This window comes from Microvirga sp. P5_D2 (genome assembly GCF_054049475.1).
Window position 1 is genome coordinate 1 of the sequence record NZ_JBFUMH010000253.1, and the last position, 5,109, is coordinate 5,109.

Genomic DNA, 5,109 nt, shown 5'->3' on the forward strand with positions numbered 1-5,109 from the left:
CAGCGAGACCGGCACCTCCCGCCCAGATCAAGCCGATCTTCGACGCCGAGACGGAGAAATCGCTGAACCGGGCCGTTCGGCTGCTCGATGCCGATGTCCCCGTGCTTGTCTGGGGTGAAACCGGTACCGGCAAGGAAATGTTCGCCCGGTCGGCCCACCAGAGAAGTGCCCGATCCGGCAAGCCTTTCGTGGCCGTCAACTGCGCCGCCCTGCCGGAGACGCTGATGGAGGCGGAGCTGTTCGGTTATCAGGCCGGGGCCTTCACAGGCGCGCGCCCCGGCGGATCGAAGGGATATCTACGGGAGGCCGACGGGGGCATTCTCTTTCTCGACGAGATCGGCGACATGCCGCTCACCCTTCAGACTAGGCTTCTGCGCGTTCTACAGGAGCGTGAGGTTGTTCCCCTTGGCGGCAGCCGGGCTGTGCCGGTCGATTTCACGCTGATCTGCGCCACGAACCGCAATCTGGCGGAACTCGTCAAGGCGGGTAGCTTCCGCTCGGATCTCTATTTCCGCATCGCGCAATACACAATCGAGCTGAAGCCCCTCCGCACGCGAGCGGATCGCGAGCAGCTCATAGACGCGGTGTGGACGTCCCTGGGCGCTCATATGCAAGGCGTCACGATGGAGGATGAGTGTCGCCTCAGCTTGGCGTCCTATGACTGGCCTGGCAACTTCCGCCAGCTGGTCGGCTGCCTGCGGGCGATGCTGGCGCTATGCGAACCGGGCGACCGCCTCGGAAGCGATGCCCTGCCCCTGGATGTCAAATCCGGTGCGACGACGTCAACACAGGATGCTCCCTGGGAACTCCCTCGCCCCTCCACCCTCGATGCCCTGACCGTGAACGCCATGCGGGATGCACTCCAGGCCTCGAGAGGGAATGTCTCCCTGGCCGCCCGCAGTCTCGGGGTGAGCCGGAGCACTTTCTACCGCAGGCTTCAGGGGAGAATCTGAGCATAAAAAAGCGGGAGTCGTGCGTACATCCGGCAACGGCTCCCGCCTTCTCGACCGATCGCATAGCGACCGGATTGAGGAATCATAGACCCGGAACGGCACTAGGGGCTCTGCGAATTGGAGGTATGAGGGTGCCTCATTTGAGGAGCTAACCCTTTGGGTTGGCATTAAACCTGAAGAAGGGCGAGCGTGACCAACAGACCTCTATTGCGCTGAGAGGGATTTTCCTGGCTCTTCCGACAGGTTATGGGCATGGCCRTGCAGGCTACCTGCCAAAAAACGGAGCCGAAATGTCAGAGCAGTACTCTCTCCAGAAAGACAAGATCCGCGTTCTTCTGCTGGAGGGCGTGAACGAGAGTGCTGTCGAACTCATCAGGGCGGCCGGCTACACCAATCTCACCTATCTCAAGACCGCGCTCGACCAGGACGCTCTGATCGAAGCCATTCAGGGCGTTCACCTGCTGGGCATCCGCTCCCGCACTCAACTGACGCCCGAGGTGTTTGCGGCGGCAAACCGCCTGATCGCCGTGGGCTGCTTCAGCGTCGGCACCAACCAGGTGGATCTGGATGCCGCGCGCCATGCGGGCGTTCCGGTCTTCAATGCACCCTTCTCCAACACCCGCAGCGTTGCCGAACTGGTGATCGGCGAAATCGTCATGCTGCTGCGCCGGGCATTCCCGAAATCCACTGCCGCCCACGCTGGCGGGTGGGACAAGTCCGCCATCGACAGCCATGAGGTGCGCGGCAAGACCCTCGGCATCGTCGGATACGGCAATATCGGCTCGCAGCTCTCGTACCTCGCCGAGTCCATGGGCATGCGGGTGATCTTCTTCGATCAGACGGACAAGCTGCGCCACGGCAATACCGAACCGGCAGATAATCTGCGCGATCTGCTGAGCCAGAGCGACGTGGTGAGCCTGCACGTTCCTGAGACGCCCGCCACCCACGGCATGATCGGCGCAGCCGAAATCGCCGCCATGAAACAGGGGGCCTATCTCATCAACAACAGCCGCGGCACGGTTGTCGACCTCGATGCGCTGGCGGAAGCTCTGAAGAACGGACATCTGCGCGGCGCCGCCGTGGATGTTTTTCCCGTCGAGCCCGCCTCCAACAAGGACCGGTTTGTCAGCCCGCTCCAGGGCATCGAGAACGTGATCCTGACACCGCATATCGGCGGCTCGACCGAGGAGGCGCAGGAGCGCATCGGAGCCGAGGTCGCCAAGAAGCTCGTGGAATATTCCGATGTCGGCACGACGGTCGGCGCCGTCAATTTTCCGCAGGTACAGTTGCCTTCGCGTGCGACAGGCACCCGCTACATCCACGTTCATCGCAACGTGCCGGGCATCCTCGGGCGTCTCAACCAGGCTTTCTCCCAGCGCGGCCTCAACATTACGGGCCAGCACCTCCAGACCGACGGAGAGATCGGCTACGTGGTGATCGAGGCGGAAGGATTGCCCGAACAGAGCCGGGAGACCCTGCGGGAGATCCGCGCTCTCGAAGGCACGATCCGTGCCCGCCTGCTCTATGCGCGCGGGTGATATATCCTCTCAATAACTGATTGCTCTTCCTCATATCAGCATAGGCTGAAAGACGTGCTATCCTTGCCGAAACGGCTCCGTTAAGCCTAAATTCGCGCTTGATGGGGCAAGAGAGGAAACGTGATCGCACGGGTTCATGATCGGCTTCGAAGCCTGTTTCACCAGACAGCCTCGAGATTGGTCGGGGCCACGCGAATGCCTGCAGTCACCGATAAGGAGGCGGAGGTTGTCTTGGGTCAAACGTCATCATCATGGAAGGCGGATCGTCTGAGCGGCTCCAGCGAAGCAGCCCCCGCAACTTCTCCCTCGCCTCGGAATCTTGAAGATCTAGGAATATCCGTAGACATGAATGCCTCCGTCGACACTTTAGCCGACCAGATGCTGACCCTCGTGGAAATCGTTTCCGCGCAGGAGAAGGATATCAAGAGCCTCAAGGAACACTGCCGAAAGCTCGACGAGCATAATCAAGCGATTATGGTTGGATTCTCCGCCTTCTTCCATGTTCTGGCGGTAGGCCGCGTGGCAAAGGCCAGCGAAATCGCTTCCCTGCTGCAGAACATCAGCAAGATCGCCGAGCAGGAAGGCAGACCCAAAGAATCCGTAAAGTTCCTTCAGGATCTGGCCAGGATGGTCCCAGGCCATTCGGACAACGAGCAAGAAAAGTGAGGCAACTTTCCTAAAAGGAGAGGATGCCGTCGGTTCGTTAACTGCTCATTAACCATACCGCCCCATCTTTCCCGTTGGCTGCTGAAGAGAGTCGGCAGTTCTTACACGGCATGAGCAGTGTGTTTCGAAGCTCCGCCGGGATCGCGACCGTTGACGGCACCTTCGGAGGAGAAGGAAGCAGGTTATGTTCATCGACAGGGCTCCACTCGCAGTCGAGACCATGATCGCGGATCACGTTGCCGTCTCCTTTCAACGGAACGCCGTCGCGCCCAAAGTTGAAACAACCGCATCGCAAATCCGCAGCCGCATCACGGATCAGTTCGAGCACGCCAAACCGGGGAGCGAGCAGGACAACCGCCCTCCCGCACTCACAGTATTGCGCAACCGCATCATCGAAATTTTCGGACCGGTTCGCGAAGAGTCTGTGTCTCATGAGCGGGCTGAGGCTCTTGAAGGCCTGCAGCAGTCACTGGAACGGCTTCGTAGCCCAAATACATCTCAGGAGGGCCGCAATCCCATCCACATGCAGCTGCTTCTTGAGAGGCAGCAGCTTGCCCTAAAGAACGAATTCACCGAGGGCTTCGGGCGCGTGGAAATATGGCTTGTCTCGATCGCGGCGCTCGGCCTCGTTCTTCTCAACGCGATAGATTTCCTCTGGGCTTTGCCGATCCTGGCTCTGGGAATTGGGCGCTCCTGGTTTCTGGATCGCAAGTGCAAGAAGCGGCATGCCAGGATCGCTGAGATTGACACCATCATTGGGGTCGGCAGCATCGATTACGACTGAGAAATCTTTCAGTGCATTTCGCTCAATAAGCGAACTTTATCATCCGCTTCCCAGCAAAGCGTCGCGCACAGCCTGCCAACTATCCTTATCGGGCGCGCTGATGAGGCCCCCACCGCGATTGATAGGGCGGTAAGGCGAGCCGTCGAAATGAGCGGTGTATCCGCCCGCTTCCTGATAGATCAGCCATCCGGCCGCGTGATCCCAGGGCATGACGCTGGACGAGAATGAGAAATGCAGATGACCGCTCGCAATCAGCCGATAGGTATGAGCCGAGCAGCGAAAATCCGCCGCCATGGCGACGCGCGGGAAATTCCCTGTTACGACGGGGCGAAGCTCCTCCGGCAGATAGCGCCATGAGACATTGCCGGTCATCTGCGAGAGCGGAACCGGCGAGGCGGGGCGAAGAGGTGTCGCACTTCCATCGGGCATCTGGGTCCACGCTCCCTCGCCCCGTACCGCCATAGTGAAATCGTCGGAAATCGGATCGAGGATGATGCCGCAGACGACTTCGCCTTTGACGGTCACGGCCGCCATGACTCCGAAGAGCGGCAGGCCCGACGCGAAATTCAGGGTTCCATCGACCGGATCGAGAATGAACGCGAGATCGGAATCGCCCAGCCCATCGAGAAGACTGGCATCCTTGCTGACGCCCTCCTCGCCGATCACGGTTGCATTCGGGAACGCGCGACGGATTTCCGCTTCGATGAACCGCTCCGCGGCCTCGTCGGCATCAGTGACGAGATCGAGATTGGACGTCTTCGTGCGGATCGCTTCCGCCGTCAGGTTTCTGAACCGCGGCAGGATTTCTGCTTGCGCGGCACGCCTGAGCATTTCGGCAAGTTCGAGGGCATCTTTCCGGTAAAAGCTCATTCGATCCACGCAGCTTCGTTTCAAAGAGATCCTGCTATGTAGAACATGATCTCAGATCATCTCAAGCGGCTCCTTGCGCTCCGGAGGCGGAAACTCGGCATCGATTTCCCGTAGATCATCAGGACTGAGCTTGATCTCGAGCGCCTTATGATTATCCCGCACATGATTAGGGCTGGAGGCTTTCGGGATCGCGATCACATGGGGCTTCTGAAGCAGCCACGCGAGCGCGATCTGAAAAACGCTTGCTTCATGCCTACGGGCAATCGCCTCCAGCGCCCCTGAAGAAGGAAGCCTGCCC

General features: G+C 59.9%; 6 protein-coding genes. 4 read left to right on the plus strand and 2 right to left on the minus strand.

The genetic code is table 11. The annotated features are described in order from the left end of the window. The 4 genes from ACXJKO_RS29655 to ACXJKO_RS29670 form a co-directional block, all read left to right on the plus strand. Positions 1–953, plus strand: a 953-nt coding sequence (locus ACXJKO_RS29655) for a sigma-54-dependent Fis family transcriptional regulator (protein WP_457094609.1), incomplete at its 5' end; no start/stop codon positions are given. Between the two features lie 290 nt (positions 954–1,243). After that, positions 1,244–2,491: a phosphoglycerate dehydrogenase gene (serA, locus tag ACXJKO_RS29660; RefSeq protein ID WP_457094610.1), complete on the plus strand. Its 1,248-nt coding sequence runs from the start codon at positions 1,244–1,246 to the stop codon at positions 2,489–2,491. A 195-nt stretch (positions 2,492–2,686) separates the two neighbouring features. Then, a complete protein-coding gene (locus ACXJKO_RS29665) occupies positions 2,687–3,157 on the plus strand; it encodes a hypothetical protein (RefSeq protein WP_457094611.1) in 471 nt (156 codons plus the stop codon). A gap of 184 nt (positions 3,158–3,341) precedes the next feature. Further along, positions 3,342–3,941: a hypothetical protein gene (locus tag ACXJKO_RS29670; protein WP_457094612.1), complete on the plus strand. Its 600-nt coding sequence runs from the start codon at positions 3,342–3,344 to the stop codon at positions 3,939–3,941. A 39-nt stretch (positions 3,942–3,980) separates the two neighbouring features. Here the strand turns inward: ACXJKO_RS29670 and ACXJKO_RS29675 are convergent, their stop codons facing one another. Both ACXJKO_RS29675 and ACXJKO_RS29680 read right to left on the minus strand, forming a co-directional pair. Continuing rightward, complete coding sequence (locus ACXJKO_RS29675; RefSeq protein WP_457094613.1) at positions 3,981–4,811, minus strand: inositol monophosphatase family protein; 831 nt, start codon at positions 4,809–4,811, stop codon at positions 3,981–3,983. Positions 4,812–4,862: 51 nt separating this feature from the next. Further along, positions 4,863–5,109 (minus strand): aldo/keto reductase (locus ACXJKO_RS29680; protein ID WP_457094614.1); only part of this gene is annotated, 247 nt, incomplete at its 5' end.

Bases quoted from the DNA above. Each gene is read 5' to 3' on its own strand.
- serA (WP_457094610.1), top strand. From the start codon at position 1,244: ATGTCAGAGCAGTACTCTCTCCAGAAAGACAAGATCCGCGTTCTTCTG.
- ACXJKO_RS29675 (WP_457094613.1), bottom strand. From the start codon at position 4,811: ATGAGCTTTTACCGGAAAGATGCCCTCGAACTTGCCGAAATGCTCAGG.
- ACXJKO_RS29670 (WP_457094612.1), top strand. From the start codon at position 3,342: ATGTTCATCGACAGGGCTCCACTCGCAGTCGAGACCATGATCGCGGAT.
- ACXJKO_RS29665 (WP_457094611.1), top strand. From the start codon at position 2,687: ATGCCTGCAGTCACCGATAAGGAGGCGGAGGTTGTCTTGGGTCAAACG.